The 17,559-nt window shown below is 45.6% G+C and carries 15 protein-coding genes and 1 pseudogene; 13 read left to right on the top strand and 3 right to left on the bottom strand.

Annotation, left to right across the window (positions count from 1 at the left end):
* Positions 1–12: 12 nt before the first annotated feature.
* The 4 genes from GPK88_RS12035 (at position 13) to GPK88_RS12020 (ending at position 5,777) form a co-directional block, all read left to right on the top strand.
* Positions 13–1,938, top strand: coding sequence for an oxidoreductase (locus GPK88_RS12035; protein WP_173762884.1), 1,926 nt, complete (start codon positions 13–15; stop codon positions 1,936–1,938).
* A 166-nt stretch (positions 1,939–2,104) separates the two neighbouring features.
* On the top strand, positions 2,105–2,986 hold the full coding sequence (gene aroE / locus GPK88_RS12030) for a shikimate dehydrogenase (protein WP_173762885.1): 882 nt from the start codon (positions 2,105–2,107) through the stop codon (positions 2,984–2,986).
* A gap of 5 nt (positions 2,987–2,991) precedes the next feature.
* On the top strand, positions 2,992–4,191 hold the full coding sequence (locus tag GPK88_RS12025) for an MFS transporter (protein ID WP_173762886.1): 1,200 nt from the start codon (positions 2,992–2,994) through the stop codon (positions 4,189–4,191).
* 194 nt (positions 4,192–4,385) lie between these two features.
* Positions 4,386–5,777, top strand: coding sequence for a SulP family inorganic anion transporter (locus GPK88_RS12020; RefSeq protein ID WP_173762887.1), 1,392 nt, complete (start codon positions 4,386–4,388; stop codon positions 5,775–5,777).
* Positions 5,778–5,965: 188 nt separating this feature from the next.
* Here GPK88_RS12020 and aroD read toward each other — a convergent pair whose 3' ends face one another.
* The 3 genes from aroD to GPK88_RS12005 form a co-directional block, all read right to left on the bottom strand.
* Positions 5,966–6,727, bottom strand: coding sequence for a type I 3-dehydroquinate dehydratase (aroD, locus tag GPK88_RS12015; RefSeq protein WP_173762888.1), 762 nt, complete (start codon positions 6,725–6,727; stop codon positions 5,966–5,968).
* A gap of 31 nt (positions 6,728–6,758) precedes the next feature.
* Entirely contained in the window at positions 6,759–7,637 is an 879-nt protein-coding gene (locus GPK88_RS12010; RefSeq protein WP_118608570.1) for a shikimate dehydrogenase, read from the bottom strand.
* 221 nt (positions 7,638–7,858) lie between these two features.
* Positions 7,859–9,856: an oxidoreductase gene (locus tag GPK88_RS12005; RefSeq protein WP_173762889.1), complete on the bottom strand. Its 1,998-nt coding sequence runs from the start codon at positions 9,854–9,856 to the stop codon at positions 7,859–7,861.
* 315 nt (positions 9,857–10,171) lie between these two features.
* Between GPK88_RS12005 and GPK88_RS12000 the strand changes: the two genes are divergently transcribed.
* The 9 genes and pseudogenes from GPK88_RS12000 to GPK88_RS18900 all read left to right on the top strand — a co-directional run.
* Positions 10,172–10,675, top strand: coding sequence for an NUDIX hydrolase (locus GPK88_RS12000; protein ID WP_148447374.1), 504 nt, complete (start codon positions 10,172–10,174; stop codon positions 10,673–10,675).
* A gap of 262 nt (positions 10,676–10,937) precedes the next feature.
* Complete coding sequence (locus tag GPK88_RS11995; protein ID WP_021977225.1) at positions 10,938–11,303, top strand: BMC domain-containing protein; 366 nt, start codon at positions 10,938–10,940, stop codon at positions 11,301–11,303.
* 11 nt (positions 11,304–11,314) lie between these two features.
* On the top strand, positions 11,315–11,746 hold the full coding sequence (locus GPK88_RS11990) for a BMC domain-containing protein (RefSeq protein WP_173762890.1): 432 nt from the start codon (positions 11,315–11,317) through the stop codon (positions 11,744–11,746).
* Between the two features lie 18 nt (positions 11,747–11,764).
* On the top strand, positions 11,765–12,295 hold the full coding sequence (locus GPK88_RS11985) for a EutP/PduV family microcompartment system protein (RefSeq protein ID WP_148447370.1): 531 nt from the start codon (positions 11,765–11,767) through the stop codon (positions 12,293–12,295).
* A gap of 316 nt (positions 12,296–12,611) precedes the next feature.
* A complete protein-coding gene (locus GPK88_RS11980) occupies positions 12,612–14,063 on the top strand; it encodes an alanine/glycine:cation symporter family protein (RefSeq protein WP_173762891.1) in 1,452 nt (483 codons plus the stop codon).
* 3 nt (positions 14,064–14,066) lie between these two features.
* Entirely contained in the window at positions 14,067–15,677 is a 1,611-nt protein-coding gene (locus GPK88_RS11975; RefSeq protein WP_173745709.1) for an amidohydrolase, read from the top strand.
* 311 nt (positions 15,678–15,988) lie between these two features.
* Positions 15,989–16,579, top strand: coding sequence for a transcriptional regulator (locus GPK88_RS11970; protein ID WP_252197764.1), 591 nt, complete (start codon positions 15,989–15,991; stop codon positions 16,577–16,579).
* Positions 16,580–16,835: 256 nt separating this feature from the next.
* Positions 16,836–17,246, top strand: coding sequence for an IS200/IS605 family transposase (gene tnpA / locus GPK88_RS11965; RefSeq protein WP_180214424.1), 411 nt, complete (start codon positions 16,836–16,838; stop codon positions 17,244–17,246).
* 54 nt (positions 17,247–17,300) lie between these two features.
* Positions 17,301–17,559 (top strand): annotated as a pseudogene (locus tag GPK88_RS18900) (RNA-guided endonuclease InsQ/TnpB family protein); the annotation flags it as partial.

The raw sequence follows: 17,559 nt of genomic DNA, 5'->3' as shown, positions 1-17,559 counted from the left end.
AGGAGAACACACATGAAATTCAATGCGATGTTTCAGCCGATCGAAATCGGCCCTATGACAGTAAAGAACCGTTTCGTTGTTCCGCCAATGGGAAATAACTTTGCAAACACAGACGGAACTATGAGCGAGCAGTCCGCTGCATATTATAAGGAAAGAGCAAAAGGTGGTTTCGGTTTAATCACCATCGAGGCTACCGTCGTTCACAAAGGTGCAAAAGGCGGCCCGCGTAAACCATGTCTCTATGATGATTCCACCATCGAGAGCTTCCGCAAAGTCATCGACGGATGTCATGAGGAAGGTGCAAAAGTTTCCATCCAGCTTCAGAATGCAGGCCCGGAAGGAAATGCAAAGAACGCAGGAGCACCGATCACAGCAGCAACAAGCATTCCATCAGTATGTGGCCGTGACATTCCGAAACAGCTTACAACGGAAGAAGTTTATGAGCTGATCAAAGGATACGGCGAGGCAGCAAGAAGAGCCATGGAAGCCGGCGCAGATGCTGTAGAGATCCATATGGCACACGGTTATCTGGTAAGTACATTCCTTTCTCCAAGAACAAACAAGAGAGTAGACGAGTTCGGCGGATGCTTTGAAAACCGTATGCGTTTCTCCCGCCTGATCATTGAGGAGATCAAGAAAACAACACAGGGCAAGATCGCGATCCTCGCACGAATCAACTGTGCAGATGAGGTTCCGGGCGGTCTTGACATCCATGACAGTGCGGCAATCGCAGCATACCTGGAGAGCTGCGGACTGGATGCCATCCACGTATCCCGTGCCGTTCATATCAAAGATGAATTCATGTGGGCACCGACCGTTATCCACGGCGGATTCTCCGCATCAGAGGTTGAGGAGATCAAACGTGCGGTAAATATCCCGGTGATCACAGTTGGACGTTATACAGAGCCACAGTTTGCAGAACTGATGGTAAAAGAAGGAAGAGCAGACCTTGTGGCATTCGGACGTCAGAGCCTTGCAGATCCGGCTATGCCGAAAAAAGCACTGGAAGAGCGTCTGGAGGATATGACTCCATGTATCGCCTGTCTTCAGGGATGCGTCGCAAACATGTATGCAGGAAATCCGGTATGCTGTCTGACAAACCCATTCCTCGGCCATGAGGCAGAGCCCATCGAGAAAACAGAGAATCCGAAGAAAGTTATGGTGATCGGTGGCGGTGTTGCAGGACTTTGTGCAGCATTTATCGCAAAAGAGAAAGGTCATGAAGTAACACTTTACGAGGCAGGAGATGTTCTCGGTGGAAACATGAGACTGGCTGCTTACCCGCCAGGAAAAGGTGATATCACAAACATGATCCGCAGCTACATCCACCGCTGCCAGAAAGACGGCGTTAAGATCGTGATGAGCTGCGAGGTAACTCCGGAGCTTATCAAAGAGGAAAAACCGGACAGCGTGATCATCGCAACTGGTTCCAAGACTCTGATCCTTCCGATCGAGGGAATCGACAACCCGGCCATCATCCACGGTTCAGACCTTCTGGACGGAAAGAGAGCAGCAGGCAAAAAAGTTCTCGTTGTCGGCGGCGGAATGGTAGGATGCGAGACAGCTGCATTCTTAGGCGAGCAGGAGCATGATGTAACAGTTATCGAGTTCCGTGATACTGTAGGTGCAGACGTGATCCACGAGCATAGAGTATATCTCATGAAAGATTTCGAGGACTACGGAATCAAAGAGATCACCGGAGCAAAGGTATGCAAATTCTATGAAGACGGTGTAGAGTACGAGACAGCTGACGGAGTACGTCACGAGACAAGAGGATATGATTCTGTTATCCTTTCCATGGGATTCCGCAACTACAATCCACTGGAAGAAAAGATCAAAGATCTTGTACCTGAGACACACGTGATCGGAGATGCCATCCGTGCAAGACGTGCACTGGATGCAACAAAAGAGGCTTATGCCGTAGCTTCCAAACTTTGATCAGATATCTGTCTGAGAGCGTTACCAGCTATCGGATCGTATCATACAAAAAGAAAATAAAAGTCCAATAAAAAGGACAGTATAAAAATCAAAAAGACGTTGTGGCAGGCACCTGGAAAGACACTTCCGGTGTCTGTCAATGGGAAAATGCAGGAGGTAATAAGAAATGGAACAGAGAATTAAAGGAACAACTGGTTTACTCGCACTGATCGGAAGCCCGGTAGGACATTCAGGAAGCCCGGCTATGTACAACTTCAGCTTCCAGTACCATAACCTGGACTATGCTTACATGGCATTCGATATCAAAGAGGATCAGGTTCCGGCAGCTCTTGATGCAATGCGCCTTTTCAAAATGAGAGGATGCAACGTAACCATGCCTTGCAAGAACAAAGTAGCTCAGTGTGTAGACGAGCTTTCACCGGCAGCAAAGATCATCGGTGCTGTAAACACTATTGTTAATGAGGATGGAAAACTTGTAGGACATATCACAGACGGTATCGGATTTGTCCGCAACTTAAAAGAGCACGGCGTTGACGTAAAAGGCAAAAAGATGGTAGTTCTTGGAGCAGGTGGAGCAGCTACAGCTCTTACTGTACAGTGTGCCCTTGACGGAGCAGCATCCATCGCGATCTTTAATCCGAACGATCCATTCCTTGAAAGAGCAAAAGGAACAGCAGAGAAGCTTGCAAAAGAAGTACCGGACTGCAAAGTAAGCGTATACTGCCTTGACGATCAGGACAAACTGAGAGAAGAGATCGCAAACGCAGATATCCTTGCAAACGGAACACTTGCAGGTATGAAACCGCATGACGACCTTACACTGGTTGACAAATCCATGTTCCATAAAGATCTTGTTGTTGCTGACTGCGTATACAATCCTGCAGAGACAAGAATGGTAAAAGAAGCAAAAGAGGCAGGTGTAAAACTTGCAGTAGGTGGAAAAGGAATGCTTCTGTGGCAGGGTGCTGAGTCCTATAAACTGTACACAGGACTTGAGATGCCGACAGATGAGTACCAGAAATTCCAGGCTGAGAACGAAGGGAAATAAGAATCATGAGCCAGACAGGTAAGAAAAACTTAGTGATTACTTCTATCGCACTGTATTTTACATACTTCATCCACGGAATCGGAGCTTCCATCATGGGCCAGTACAAGCCGGAGCTTGCAGCTCACTGGGGAGCAAAGGCTTTAAGTGATGGAACTATGGATGTCAGCATGGTAGTATCTGTAATTGCTGCACTTGGACTTGGAAGACTGATCTCGCTTCCGTTTTCCGGTCCCCTGTCCGACAAATTCGGACGCAGATTAAGCGGAATCATCGGTGTGATCTGTTATGCAGCATACTTTATGGGGATCGCATTTGCTCCATCTATGGGAGTTGCCTACGCCTTTGCCATTGTAGGCGGTATCGCAAACTCCTTCCTGGACACCTGCGTAAGCCCTACATGTATGGAGATCTATGTAAACAATCCTTCTGTGGCGAACCTGTTTACAAAATTCTCCATGTGTATCAGCCAGTTCCTGCTTCCTTTCCTCATTGGATTCGTATCAGCGGCCAATATGTCCTACAGAACCATCTTTATCGTTGCAGGTGCTGCGATCTTTATTGATGGAATCCTGATCCTGTTCCTGCCATTCCCTGACAGAAATACAGCAGGTGCGGCAAAGAAAGAAAAAACAAAATTAAAGATCACTCCTGCGGCAATTGCGGCGATCCTCATCGGATTTACAAGTTCTTCCACATTCATGCTGTGGCTGAACTGTAACCAGGAACTTGGAAAACTTTACAACTTAAGTGATCCGTCCAAGATCCAGTCCTTCTACGCAGTAGGAACTTTTGCAGCGATCCTGTGTTCCTCCGTATTTATCAAAAAAGGACTGAAAGAGATCAACATCCTGATCATCTATCCGCTGATCTCCTTTATCATGCTGGGACTGTGCTACTTTATCCAGAACCCGACCATCTGTCTCGTTGGTGGATTTGTCATCGGTTTCGCAGGTGCAGGCGGAGTGCTTCAGCTGGCTGTTTCCACAACCGCTGAGTTTTTCCCGGAGAACAAGGGAACTGCAACATCCATGGTTATGATCGCATCCAGTGTTGCAAACTATACGATCCTGACATTGGCAGGTTATATCACAAAAACTGCCGGAACCAGCGCTCCGAGAATGATCCTGCTTCTTAACATGGCAGTGACATTCGTTGGAATCCTTCTTGCACTGTTCGTCAAGATGAACCGTGGAAAAGAGGCCTGAGACAGGGTGAAATAAGTGAATAATTGTATGGATTCAGACGAAGATGACTGAATCTATGCAAATCAAAGTTCCAATTCGGGAACAATTCCCGGGTTGGACTTTGCCGTTTCTGAAAATGTTTGTTAATTAACAAACTTCCAGAACAGAAGATACTATATATGTATTATCAAAAAAACTGACAAAGGAGAATCGTTATGGCGCGTGCAGCAAGACAGAGAAGAGAAAACGAACTGCCCTACATTCCGTTTGGGCCATTTCAGATTCGTCTTCCCTTTATTCACTACAAACTTGAGTCCGTAGAGTTTATCCAGGGTCTGATCCTTGGTGTTACGGCACTGGCGGCTGTCCCTTATCTGGAACAGTATCTGGGGCTGCCTTATGAGCTGGCATGGAGCTGTGTGATCATAGAGACCATGCTGTATATGCTACACAGTTTACTTGGTGATCCGGTAGTTCCCGGATGGATCACGCCGACCCTTCCGCTGACTATCGTATTCCTGGAAGGCTTTCCTCTGGGAAAAGAGCGTATCCAGGCAATGATCGCCCTGCAGATGCTGGTTGGTCTTGTGTTCATATTTATGGGCGTTACCAAACTTGCGGATAAATTTGTCCATGCTGTACCGGATTCCGTCAAGGGTGGAATCCTTCTTGCTGCGCCGGTTACGGTTATGGCAGGACAGCTGGGAGAGGGCGGCAACATGCATAAATATCCTCTGGCAATCGTTGCCGGTGTTGGTCTTCTGATCCTGATCAGCTTTTCCGACAAATATCAGGAAAAGAGACAGCATAATAAATTTCTGGATCTTGTTGCCCGGTACGGAAATCTTTTCCCGTATCTGATTGCTATGGTGGTAGGACTTCTTGTTGGAGAACTGGATAAACCGGGACTTGAGATCGGAACTTTTATCAAGATCCCGCAGTTTAAAGAGATCATCTCACAGGTAAGTATCTTCGGTGTGGGGATCCCGCCACTTTCCATGTTTATCAAGGCTCTTCCGCTGGCACTTGTATGTTATGTGATCGCGTTTGGTGATTTTGTTACCACAGAGACACTTGTCACAGAGGCGCGTCAGTCCAGAGATGATGAGTACATTGATTTCAATTCCAGCCGCTCCAACCTGGTCAGCGGTCTTCGAAATCTGATCCTTTCCATCATCGCACCGTTCCCGCCGCTTTCCGGTCCGTTATGGGTTGGCATGACAGTATCTGTCTCTATTCGCTACAAAGAAGGAAAGAAAGCCATGAAATCTCTTCTTGGCGGTATGGCATCCTTCCGTATTGCAACTTTTTTAAGTGTGCTGATCATTCCGGTTGTAAGTTTCTTCCGGCCGATCTTCGGAGTTGGTTCTTCCATCACTCTGATGTTCCAGGCGTTTGTCTGTGCAAGGATCGGTATGGATTACTGTAAGACAGACCGTGACAAGATGATTGCCGGTGTTATGGCAGCTGTCCTTGCAACCCAGGGAACTGCATGGGCATCCGCATGGGCGCTGGCTGTAGGTTTCGGACTGAACATTTTCCTTTCCAACTGGGATCCCAGGAAAAAAGCTCAGGAAACTGCCATTGAGGAAAAAGCTGAGAAATAATAAATAAAGTTACAAAAGATAAGAAAAGAGGAACTGCACTGGATGGGTCAGCGCAGTTCCTCTTTTTGGGTCATGAGATTTGTTTTTGTTACAAAATAGATTTGCTATTTACGGGATTAAAATCTGGTCTATAATTTACGTTCTTTCTTAAACGAAGCCGTAGATCCTTTCAATGGGAGGTTACGGGATCACAGGCTTTTGTGGATAATGTCAAGAACCTGTTCAAGTTCGCTGACATTGATCTGTCCCGGTGCGGAAGCTTTGGTAGCTGCACCGAAGGTAAGGGCGGAACCGAAGGTTTCGCCGGCGAGACGGCTGACAACACCTGTACCTGCCATGGACATGGTAATGATCGGGCGGTCGGCGAACTGCTGGGACATTTCCAGCGTGGCACTTAAGAGTGTAAGCACGTCCTGTTTGTTTCTTGGCATAACAGCCATTTTCGGGATATCTGCGCCATAGTCCTGCATCATGCGAAGACGGCGCACGATCTCATCTTTCTCAGGAGTTGCGTCAAAATCATGGTTGGAAGCGATGACCTTTACGCCATAGCTGTGTGCTTCCTGGATCATGCATTTTACGATCTCCTCGCCTGTGAAGGCTTCTACATCAATGAGATCTACATAGCCGCTTTTTGCGACAGCCATGTTGAGGGCTTTGTAATCTTCGTTGGAGATTGCTTTTTCTCCGCCTTCTTTTGCAGTACGGAAGGTGAAAAGAATCGGAGTGTCCTTTAAAACGGTCTGGAGATCTTTTGCCACATCCAGAACCTTGTCTGTGTCAAAAACATCTTCGAACCAGTCAACACGCCACTCTACAACGTCTACGGGGATTCTTGCGAAGGTTCCTGCCTCAAGAAGGATATCTTCTTTTGTTTGTCCAACGATCGGGACACAGATTTTCGGCCTGCCTTCTCCGATTGTGATATTTCTTACCTGAACTGTTTTCATAATGGTCCTTTCCGATACGGATGGGATTTTATCAGTCATCGTATCTGATGTTAAGAATCTCTTTCATATGCTCGATCGGCATCGGCTCGCCGGTCCACAGTTCAAATGCAGCGGAGCCCTGGAAAAGCATCATGCCAAGGCCGTTCATTGTCTTGCAGCCAACTTCCTTTGCCATGGAACGCATAGCAGTTTCAAGAGGAGAGTAAGGCACGTCAACAACGATAAGCTCCGGACGGAAGTAAGACTTGTCAGGAACAACGGACTGACCTTCCAGCGGTTTCATTCCAACACCTGTCGCATTTACGAAAATATAACTGTCAGCCATTTCTTTTTTCAGCTGGTCAAGATCTGCCAGATCATAGAGAACAGCATGGCTTGAAGTTCTGGTGTTGATCTTTTCTACCGTAGATACTGCACGGTCCCAGAATTCATCTTTGCGGTTGAAGATCACGATCTCGCCTACACCGTCAAGTGCTGCCTGGATCTCGATAGCAGTTGCGGCACCACCTGCACCTACGATGGTCATTTTCTTTCCGATGGCGTCGATGTTATTGTCTTTCAGTGCTGCCATAAATCCGATACCGTCTGTGATATGGCCTGTAAGATGACCATGATCATTAACGATGGTGTTTACAGCGCCGCACATTTCTGCTGCCGGTGAAAGCTCGTCAAGGTACTGGCCTACTAGAGTTTTGTTCGGCATGGAAACGTTAGAACCTCTCATTTTCAGAGTACGGATGGCTTTTACAGCATCCTCGATCTCGTCTGCGCCAACCTCAAATGCAAGGTATGCATAATCATAGCCAAGCTTTGCGAAAGCCTCATTCTGCATGGCCGGTGAGCTGGAGTGACGGATCGGATATGCCATAAGACCGATCAGTTCGGTATGTCCTGTGATTCTTTCTGACATGGTAATAACTCCTCTCGTTGGTAAAATCTGGATGAAGATTTGTCTTTTTTAAACCTCCCGCCACATAGATCTGAAGAAGCTGTGGACATCTCCGAACGGCTGCGGGGGAGGAAGACGTGGAAAATCTATGTTACGGATCACCGAGTGAACTGTAACAGATCTATATACACTTTCCGGTAGAAGGATGGAAATGTTCCCGGAAAGGGTATAGCGGAAAAATATTAAAGGTATCCCTTCTGCTCAAGAATGGTAAGGATATTGCGTCCTTCCTGGGTACCGTCAATGATTCGTCTTGCTCTCTGGCTGTCGCCGATGTTCATGATCTCAACATCCTCAGAAGAAAATTCCTCTGTGAGGCTCTGGTAAAGCTGTCCCTGAGCTCTCATTCCAAGACATACGAAACCGTACTCAAATGGAAGCTCATAAGGCTCGCCGTCACCCTTGACAAGGAAGGAAGAATCCTTAACCTCAAGGAGAGCAGTTTTTGTAAGCTGATGTACATTATGTTTTTTCATCATGGTCTTTGTGTCGTTTTTGCTTACAGGGTCAAGATCACGTCCGATCTGATCCATCATCTCAACAATAGAGATATCTGCGTTTCTGTCTGCGAAGAATTCCACAACATCAAGACCTACAGCACCGCCGCCTACCACAACGACTTTTTTGCCTTCCAGATCCTTCGGAAAATCATTAATGTGGCTGATCATACCAAGAATAGAATAAATATTATAGTTCTCGTTGTCAATACGATCCTTCAGTCCTGTGATCGGAGGAAGGAGCGGAGCGGAACCGGTGGAGCTTACGATGATATTCGGATGGAATTTGCGGATGTTCTCCGGTGTTCCTTCTGTGTTTTTGAAGATGTAAAGGTTCTCAAGCTGTTCTGCGCGATGCATGAGATAATGCGGGAAATCAGCCAGACGGTTCTTAGCTGGGATTCTGGAGATCAGAGATGCAAGTCCCCCAAGTTCATTGCCTTTTTCCAGAAGGAAGGTGTTGCAGCCAACCTCTGCGGCTGTACAGGCAGCTTCCAGTCCGGCAGTGCCTCCGCCGATAACAACTACGTTGCAGTTTTTATTTACATGTTTTTTCTTATATACATCGCCCTCAAGAACAGATGGGTTTACAGTACAGCGGATCGGACGGTTTACACCGATACGGTTTCCGGCACAGCCAACGTTACAGGAGATACATTTGCGGAGGTCACACTCATGACCTGTGGCAACCTTGTTTACCCATGCAGGGTCTGCAATCAGACCACGGCCCATACCGATCAGGTCTGCGTCACCGTCAGCCAGGATACGCTCAGCAACCTTCGGGTCACGGACATTACCCATGGAGATACATGGCTTGTTGAATTTTTCTCTTACGGCCTTTGCCATGTAGGAACGCCATCCGTCCGGGAGATAATTTGCATCGATCTGGTACTGGATGGAACCGTTAAGTCCGCAGGAAACATCGAAGATATCAACCTCTTCCTGAAGATAATCCAGGTATTCCAGGGTATCCTCCAGTGTATTTCCACCCTCCATCAGCTCATCCGCACTGAGACGGAGCATGATCGGGAAGAAAGGTCCTACCTGTTTTCTTACTTCATCGATGACCATACGGCAGAAACGGGTACGGTTCTCAACAGATCCGCCGAACTCATCGGTACGCTTGTTTGTGATCGGGGAGAGGAACTGACTGATCAGATAGGAGTGGCCTGCATGGATCTCTACCGCGTCAAAGCCAGCTGTCTGTGCACGTTTTGCAGCCTCACCATATTTTTTTACGATGTGAAGGATCTCATCTTTGGAAAGAGGACGCGGGATCTCACCGCCTTCTTTGGATGGAATGTCAGATGCGGAAACCGGCTGCATGTTGATCCTGGAAGAAACAGCGGAAGCTCCGGCATGGTTGATCTGAATCGCGATCTTTGTTCCATATCTGTGGATATTCTCACAGAATTTGAAAAGACGTGGCAGATAGTTGTCATGATCGATGCGCAGCTGTGTGGTTCCGTTGGAGCCCTGCGGGGAATCGATGCTTGCGTTCTCTACGATGATGAGGCCTGTGCCACCCTTTGCACGCTGCTCATAATAATTGATATGAAGAAAACTCATTTCGCCGTTCTGTTCACCGTAGTTGGTGCCCATCGGCATCATAACAATACGGTTCTTGATAGTCATATTTTTAACGGTTAATGGGGAAAAAATATGCGGATAATCATTCTTCATCTGAAAAAAACCTCCCTGGTTATTTTAAATAGAATCGTTTGTTTGTGTTAATTATATAACAAAAATATCTATAAAACTAATTCATAATACAAGTGATATAATAAAAATAATCTATAGATTTTCTTATGAGATAAAAGGAGCAGAATGTGCAGATAGCAGCTGAAAAAAAATAACTGGAAAAGGGTAGCAGATTCCAGGGTTTACATACAGGACTTTAGCGTGGTATCATAACAAATAAAAAAGATACAGAACACGGGGAGACGGAAATGTAAGACCATATTACCGTGAAATGTAAAAAAGACAGGAGATAGAAAAATGGAATTCTGGGATATTTACGATGCAGATAAGAAACCGACAGGACGTACCATGAAGCGCAACGACTGGTGCCTGAAAGATGGAGAATATCATCTGACAGTCTTAGGTGTGGTGGCAAGACCGGACAAAACTTTTCTCATTACCAAACGCGTGATGACAAAAGCCTGGGCTCCAGGCTGGTGGGAAGTTTCCGGCGGCGCTGCCCAGGCAGGTGAAGAATCCAGGGATGCGGTACTCCGTGAAGTAAAAGAGGAGACAGGACTGGATGCTAGCCAGGCAGAAGGCGGATATCTTTTTACCTATAAAAGAGAGAACCCTGGGGAAGGAGATAATTACTTTGTAGATGTGTACCGGTTTGTCATGGATGTGGAAGACAAGGATCTGAAACTTCAGACAGAAGAGACAGACGGATATATGTTTGCAACGCTGGATCAGATCAAAGCGTTTGCAGCTGAGGGAAAATTCCTGCATTATGACAGCATTAAGAAGGCGTTTGAGTTCTAAGCAGATTTTGACTGGTTTTCCGGACTGATGTGAAAATGAGTGTTGTTTTCTGTGGATTTTTATTTTTGAAAACGTTGTTTTTTGCCTTGTTTTCGAAGAATTGTATTGACATTAAGAGGTACAGATAGTAAAATTTAACGTAGGGAAATTGTAAGCCGGATGAACAAAATCCGGCTTATCGAATATTAGATCGATCGAGAAATCGATAGCATGGATCTTGACAATGCTATGTTACAAAATTTTTGAAAGCGAGGAATCATCAATGGCAGATGAACATAAAGACCAGATCAGAATCGTACAGGAGACCGTAGCCGGTAAGGAGATCACATTTGCCCATATCATGGGTGGTCCGGCACCGATCATATATCAGAAGCTTGGACTGAATCCACAGGTGGACTATGGCTCATCTGCGATCGGAATCATGAATATGACCCCTTCCGAATCCGCTGTGATCGCATCTGATATCGCAGTGAAGAGCGGCAATGTATATCTTGGTTTTGCAGACCGTTTTACAGGAACACTGATCATAACAGGAGAGATTTCCGATGTGCAGACAGCAATGGAAGAGATCGTGGACTATTTCCGCGATACTCTTGGATATGTAGTCTGCAAGATCACCAAGAGATAAGGAAGTGCACCATGGAAGAACGGATAACGAAGGAAGAACTGCTGGAGCGGCTGTTCCATGATGATTATGAGAACCTTAAGGGAAAAAGGCTGCGACTGACCCGGGTGAGAGTACCTGGAAAAGAGCTTTCTTTTGCACATGTTTTTACACCAAGTGACAAGTCGGTATATGAGAATCTTGCGTTACATATCGGAGTTCACGAAGGAGAGGACCATACGGGAGATGCCATCGGTATGGTCAGGGTTACACCCTGGGAGGCTATTGTAGTGGCTGCAGATGTTGCAGTGAAGGCTGCTCATGTGGAAGTGGGATTTATGGATCGTTTCTGTGGGACACTGATCCTGACAGGCGGTTTTACGGAAGTGATGACAGCTGTGGAGGAAGTGGTGCGGTTTTTCCATGAGACATTGAAATTCGATGTCTGTAAGATCCACAGAAGCTAGAGCAGGACGGGATAAAAAATGAAAAAAATTTTTCTGATGGGTCGAAGTGAAGCCGGCAAAACATCCCTGACACAGGCGTTGAAAGGGGAGGAGCTTCATTATCATAAAACCCAGTATACCAATACAAATGAAGATACCATTGATTCACCGGGAGAATATGCAGAGTCCAAGCATTTCAGCGTGGGACTTGCCTGTTTCTCTTTTGAGGCGGATGTGATTGCCATTGTACAGGCGGCCAACGAGCCATTTAATCTGTTCAGTGATGGCAGCAGGAATTTTCTCCTCCGCCCGCTGATTGGGATCATTACCAAGGTGGATTCCCCCCATGCCAATATCCCCATGGTCAGACAGTGGATGGAGAACATGGGCTGTGAGCGCATTTTTATGGTAAATAATAAAACCAGGGAAGGCATCGGCGAGCTGATGGATTATCTGAAAGATGATCTCCCGAAGCTCACTCTGGAACAGGCGAAGTTTAAACAGAGCCTTGGACTCAATGAGTGGGACCCCATGCCGGAAGGTGTGGAGTATCCGGAGTCGATCCGGTAGGAAAAAAGGTATCTTTAATTAATGAATAAATTAGTGAATAAAAATGCATATTTTCCTGCGGAATAAGTAGAAATAATTCAGAAATTATGTTATACTACAACAGTTTGGAAGATTTAGTGGACTGAATATAAGATCCCCAGGGCATGAAGGATAAAGATGATAAAAACGGGGCTCGAAGATATACGGCAAACGGCTGTATGTCGAGAACACCGATGACCCATCACTTCATGTTCCGGGGATTTTTTATGCGTTAAACACGGATTTTCTGAATGGGGTTGCAAAAACAAAAGAATACAAAGAACAGGAGAGGAAAAAGATGTTTGCGTTATTTGAAAATCTGACTAACTGGCTCTGGGGACTGCCGTTGCTGATTACGATCCTCGCTACAGGCGTATATCTGACAGTACGTTCCGGTTTCTTCCAGTTTCGCCATTTTGGTTACATTGTGAAAAACATGTTCAGTAAAGAACGTCGCCAGGAAGGCGGAGATGACGGAAAGAGCCTGACACCGTTCCAGGCTATTTCCATTGCGATCGGAGGTACTGTTGGTGTATCCAATATGTCCGGTGTTGCAACGGCCATTGCAACAGGAGGACCTGGGGCATTATTCTGGCTCTGGATCGCGGCGCTTCTTGCCATGGTCATCAAGATGGCAGAGGTAACACTTGCTGTATACTACAGAGAGAAACAGCCAAACGGTGAGTACCAGGGAGGCCCGACCTACTACATGCAGAAGGGTCTTGGCGGAGAGAAAAAGCTTCCCTTCTGGAAACTTTTTGCAGTACTGTTCGGCGGCTGTATTTTCATGACATGGTTCATTACTTTGCAGAATTATACAGTATCAGAGGCTGTCGGAAGTACCTTCCACCTGCCGTACATCGTACCGTCACTTTTGTATGTGGCAGCGATTTATCTGATCATCATCGGCGGTGTAAAGAAAGTCGGCGTGATCTCTTCCTATATGACACCGATCATGTGCATGCTTTACATTGTAGGCTCTCTCGCAATACTGGTAGTGAATTTTGACAAACTGCCGGAAACCTTTGGAATGATCTTCAAGGGCGCATTTACAACACAGGCGGCAGTCGGCGGATTTATGGGAGCCGGTGTTGCAACAGCAATGCGTCTTGGATTTGCCCGTTCCGTATACAGCAACGAGGCAGGCTGGGGAACCTCTCCTATGATTCATGCTTCCGCAAAGACAGATCATCCTGTAAAACAGGGACTGATGGGAGCATTTGAGGTATTTGCAGATACTATCGTAGTGTGCTCCATGACAGGTCTTGTTGTTATTACCACTGGCTACTGGAATTCAGGACTTCAGGGATCAGAGCTGACACTGACAGCATTTGAGTCCGGAATGGGCTCTGTTGCGAGAGCACTGATCGCGATCAGTATCTTCCTTTTCGGACTGACAACATCAACCGGATGGTTCACCTACTACAGCGTGATCCTGAAGCACTGGCTGAAAAATAATCAGAAGGTTCTGAAGATTGCAGAGAAGGTTTTTATCCTTGGAACACCATTATGGGGTCTTCTGGTCACAGTGCTTACTCTTTACGGAAACGGAACACCGGCGCAGCTGTGGGTAATTGCAGACTTTACAACCGTATTCCCTACATTTGTAAATGTTGCCACATTATTTATCTTAAGTGGTACTTTCTTTAAACTGCTGAAGGATTACAAGGCGCGTTACATGGGAATCGGAAAGGTAGACAAGGATATGGCACTTTTCTACGAGGATAAAAAAGAAAAAGAGGAAAAATAAACAGTGGATACAATTTTTTTTAACGGATGTATAAGAACACTGGATGACAGTGAAAAAGTGGCAGAGGCTGTGGGAATCGAAAATGGTCGGATCGTTTTTGTGGGAACTGATAAAGAAGCGGAAGCTTTTTCCTGCAAAAAACGGATCGACCTTAAGGGAAGGCTGATGCTGCCCGGTTTTGTGGATACACATATGCATATGCTGCATTATGCATTTGTGGAAAGATCTGTAAAACTGTTTGACTGTACAAGTGTTGAGGAAATGCTTGCCGCAGCAAAAAAAAGACTGGAGGAGAGCAAAGGTCAGAAGCTGACCTGGCTTTACTGCAGAGGCTGGAATGAGGAGCATTTTGATAAGCCACGCTATCCGCACAAGGATGAGCTGGATGCGCTCTCAACGGAAATCCCCATCATTATGGTGCGTGTCTGCGGGCATGTGGCTGTGTGCAACAGCTGCGGTCTGGAGCTTCTGAAAAAAATCCCGGAGTTCCCGGAGATTGCGAAGGAGGTTGACCTGGATACCGGACTTCTGAAGGAAAATGCAGTACAGTTTTATTCTTCCGTATTGGAAGCACCATCCCAGGAAGAAGTGGAAGGCTACATCAAATACAGTGCGAAGAAGCTGAATGAATGTGGATTTACAGGTGTACAGTCCGATGATCTTGCCTCACTTCCGGGGAAAAACTGGCGTCGGATCATGGCCTCCTACAAGGCACTGGATGCCAGAGGGGAGCTGAGTATCCGCCATTATGAGCAGTGCCTTTTTGAGCGGGCGGAGGATGCGAAGGCTTTTATTGAGGAAGGATATCGTACCGGACAGAGGGGGGATCACTTTACTGTCGGACCAATGAAGCTGATCCAGGATGGTTCCCTTGGTGCAAGAACTGCGGCCATGAATGAGCCTTACGAGGATTCGCCGGGAAATACCGGGATCATCACATTCAGTCAGGATGAGCTTGACGATCTGTTTGCTTTTTTTGACCAGCATCAGATGCAGGCAGCGGTACACTGTATCGGCGATCGTGCCATGGATATGGTCATTGAGGCAGCTGCGAAATCTCTTTACCGGAAGGATAATAAAAAGGGCAGACATGGTATCGTACATTGCCAGATCACCAATCCGCGTATTTTGCAGGGGATGAAAGACCAGGATCTTCTGGCATATATCCAGCCGGTATTTATCGATCTGGATATGAACACAGTGGAACCTGCCATCGGCGCACACCGTATGGATAAGGTGTATGCATGGAAGAGCATGCTGGATATGGGAATCCATACGTCCGGCGGTTCGGATGCTCCTGTGGTAAGCTTTGATGCCATGGAGAATATTTATTTTGCAGTCACCCGCAAAAATATCAGCGGTCAGCCACAGGAAGGCTGGATCCCCTCCGAAAAAATGTCTGTAGATGAGGCGGTGAAGCTTTTTACAAAAAACGCAGCTTACGCTTCCTATACAGAAGACGAGAACGGAACCATCGAAGTGGAAAAAAATGCAGACTTCGTAGTTCTGGAGAAAGATATTTATAAGATTGATCCGGATGAGATCAAGACCACGAAAGTGGATATGACAGTTCTTGGCGGTGAGATCGTTTATGAGAGAAAAGTAGAAGAATGACGGCAGTATAAAAAGAAAAAAGTGAGAGGCAGAGTCTGAGTGGAGCAGGCTCTGCCTTTTTGTGTGGTGCAGTAAAAAGTATAGAACAAATATTCGGTTGCCCTATACTTTTTTACGCTGAATGACATACTGTAAAAGCAACAATAATAAAGATAAAAGCACTCTCTTTACATATAGTAACAGGCAGTATTTACATATCCACAAATTTCAGAACAACAAGGAGAACCGTATGGATCATTTCAAATTACACTCCGAATACCAACCCACAGGAGACCAGCCTCAGGCTATCGAAAAACTGGTCAATCATTATAGTGCTTCTTATTGTAGTGGGAATATCTATGGTTACTTTTGGATCCATCGTATGTAATAAATTGCGACAACCACAAAACTATATTGAAGCAGTAGACTCAGATAGTATAGAAATGAAAACTGCTGAATTGTTATCAGGAATTGATGGAACAATGATGTTTCGATACAATTCAAGGGATACATTTAAAACGTTATCTATTTACTTGTCAGAATATCAGCTTGGACAACGAGTTTCACATAAAAAAGTTTTGGAACTTTCCTATGAAGATGTGAAATCTTCCACAAATGGATTGATTGTCATTACACCGGATTTTGATAATTTTACTGCAAAGCTCATCGCAGCAGATAAATATTCAAAATATATGACAGAAATACCAATTTTGGAGGGAGTTAAAAACAGGGAATATTATGGAAGATCAGCAACGACTATTGAAAACAAATGCAAGATAGAGTATGGAACAGAGCAAGGATTAGCAGCACTGATTTATGGAGAAAAAGGGTTAAGCTCGTTGCCAATACAGGATATTGCAGGGGAGCATATAGATACAGATAATGAGTACATGTATTACTATTCGGTTGAATTTATAAAATAGCACTAATAAAAAGAAGAGGATGTTACGTAATCTGCTTTGATTCGTTGGCATCCTTTTTTGATATTTAGGACAATAAGCGGGAATCCTTGGCAATTCAATTACCGAGATGAAAGCGCAGGATTGTGCATATCTGCACATTGAAATAATATAATAATCTCCCAATCCCTTGGTATTAATGCCGTAACCGGCATATAATCAATCGAAAATATGTTCGTTTTTTATTGCGCATTTCTACTTGTTATGTTATACTATATGTATGAAAGAAAATCTAATACATTACAGGACTTGTGTGTGTAATATTAATTACCATATGGTGTGGTCGGTGAAATACCGGCGGAAGATATTAAACCCAGAAATTGAGGAATACCTAAAGGAACTGGTGCAGCAGATCGCTGAGGATAAAGGTTTTACTGTTCATTTATTTGAATGTGGTGAAGGTGATCATGTCCACTGTTTTGTATCAGCTCCACCAAAACTGTCCATAACAGCGATTGTCAAGTATCTGAAGGGGATCACCGGCAGAAAACTGTTCGAACGTTTTCCGGAAATAAGAGACCAGCTATGGAAGGGAGAGCTGTGGAACCATTCCTATTATGTGGAAACGATCGGATCTGTATCGGAGGAAAATATCCGCCGTTATATTGAGCATCAGAGCAAGTCGTATTAAACCAAGGTGGAGTGTAGATTTCTATCTGCATAGCTGTCCAAAGGGGGAAGAGGAATGCTGCTGTCACACAGAACATCTGTAAAGATCCGGCCGGAATATTCCAATATCATAGGGCATATGTGTTATGCAGCTTCCAAACTCTGGAATGTCTGCAACTACGAACGTCATCATTATAAAGAGCTGGGACTGGAAAAGTATCCTGACTGGTATTATCAGAAAAAAGCGCATAAAGGAGATCTGTGGTACAGACAGCTTCCGTCACAGACAGCACAGGAGACCTGCAAGCAGCTGGACAAAGCATGGAGATCTTTCT

The organism is Blautia sp. MCC269 (assembly GCF_018785655.1).
In the GTDB taxonomy this organism is placed as follows: Bacteria; Bacillota; Clostridia; order Lachnospirales; family Lachnospiraceae; genus Blautia_A.
This window is presented reverse-complemented; position numbering and strand designations above follow the sequence as displayed.

Bases quoted from the DNA above. Each gene is read 5' to 3' on its own strand.
- GPK88_RS11980 (WP_173762891.1), top strand. From the start codon at position 12,612: ATGTTTGCGTTATTTGAAAATCTGACTAACTGGCTCTGGGGACTGCCG.
- GPK88_RS12020 (WP_173762887.1), top strand. From the start codon at position 4,386: ATGGCGCGTGCAGCAAGACAGAGAAGAGAAAACGAACTGCCCTACATT.
- GPK88_RS11995 (WP_021977225.1), top strand. From the start codon at position 10,938: ATGGCAGATGAACATAAAGACCAGATCAGAATCGTACAGGAGACCGTA.
- GPK88_RS11985 (WP_148447370.1), top strand. From the start codon at position 11,765: ATGAAAAAAATTTTTCTGATGGGTCGAAGTGAAGCCGGCAAAACATCC.
- GPK88_RS12010 (WP_118608570.1), bottom strand. From the start codon at position 7,637: ATGTCAGAAAGAATCACAGGACATACCGAACTGATCGGTCTTATGGCA.
- aroE (WP_173762885.1), top strand. From the start codon at position 2,105: ATGGAACAGAGAATTAAAGGAACAACTGGTTTACTCGCACTGATCGGA.
- GPK88_RS12000 (WP_148447374.1), top strand. From the start codon at position 10,172: ATGGAATTCTGGGATATTTACGATGCAGATAAGAAACCGACAGGACGT.
- GPK88_RS12025 (WP_173762886.1), top strand. From the start codon at position 2,992: ATGAGCCAGACAGGTAAGAAAAACTTAGTGATTACTTCTATCGCACTG.
- GPK88_RS12005 (WP_173762889.1), bottom strand. From the start codon at position 9,856: ATGAAGAATGATTATCCGCATATTTTTTCCCCATTAACCGTTAAAAAT.
- tnpA (WP_180214424.1), top strand. From the start codon at position 16,836: ATGAAAGAAAATCTAATACATTACAGGACTTGTGTGTGTAATATTAAT.
- GPK88_RS11990 (WP_173762890.1), top strand. From the start codon at position 11,315: ATGGAAGAACGGATAACGAAGGAAGAACTGCTGGAGCGGCTGTTCCAT.
- aroD (WP_173762888.1), bottom strand. From the start codon at position 6,727: ATGAAAACAGTTCAGGTAAGAAATATCACAATCGGAGAAGGCAGGCCG.
- GPK88_RS12035 (WP_173762884.1), top strand. From the start codon at position 13: ATGAAATTCAATGCGATGTTTCAGCCGATCGAAATCGGCCCTATGACA.